The organism is Micromonospora echinofusca, assembly GCF_017614955.1.
Taxonomy (GTDB): Bacteria; Actinomycetota; Actinomycetes; order Mycobacteriales; family Micromonosporaceae; genus Micromonospora; species Micromonospora echinofusca_A.
Window position 1 is genome coordinate 1 of the sequence record NZ_WVUH01000725.1, and the last position, 574, is coordinate 574.

General features: G+C 68.3%; 1 pseudogene. It reads right to left on the reverse strand.

Annotated features, from left to right (window positions below):
- Positions 1–238, reverse strand: a pseudogene (locus tag GSF22_RS34095) (hypothetical protein); the annotation flags it as partial.
- Positions 239–574: the final 336 nt, after the last annotated feature.

Consider the following 574-nt stretch of genomic DNA (forward strand, 5'->3'; position numbering starts at 1 on the left):
GGCGGTGGGTGGTACCAGGCAGGTCGGGTAGCCGGCGGGTGATCTCGTAGCCGGAGTCATTCTGTTCGTGGCGCCACCGTCGTACGTCGGTGCGGGTGATCGTGTCCGTGGCCCGGGTCCAGGCCTGGACGTGCAGGTAGGTGTAGGGCAGGCCGGTGTTGGCGTCGCCCGGGGCGGCGGCGATGGTCGCGGCCAAGGTGGTCAGGCGCTGCTGCGGCGTGAGGCCAGGCCCGGTCACGGCGGACGACGTTGCCGAGGGCTGCTGTGGTGTTGGGGAGACGTGAGGCATGGGCATCCGGTCGGTTGGTGGGCTGGGCTGACAGGCGGTGATCAGAGCCATGCCGAGGGCCATGGCCGCTGTGCTTCGGACGGGTTCGGGGATTCTGGGCATGACCATGGAGCGCGGGATTCCTTGTTCGAGGTGAGGCTGGTGCGCCTCGACGGCGAGGTTCTCCGTGCCGAGACACTGCTCGCCGGGGGCATGTACGCCGGATTTGGTGGTGCAGGCCCTGTAGCTGTTTCGTGTCGAGGCGCTGCTGGCTGCGGTCGGCCTGGTGAGGGATTTCAGGAGTTT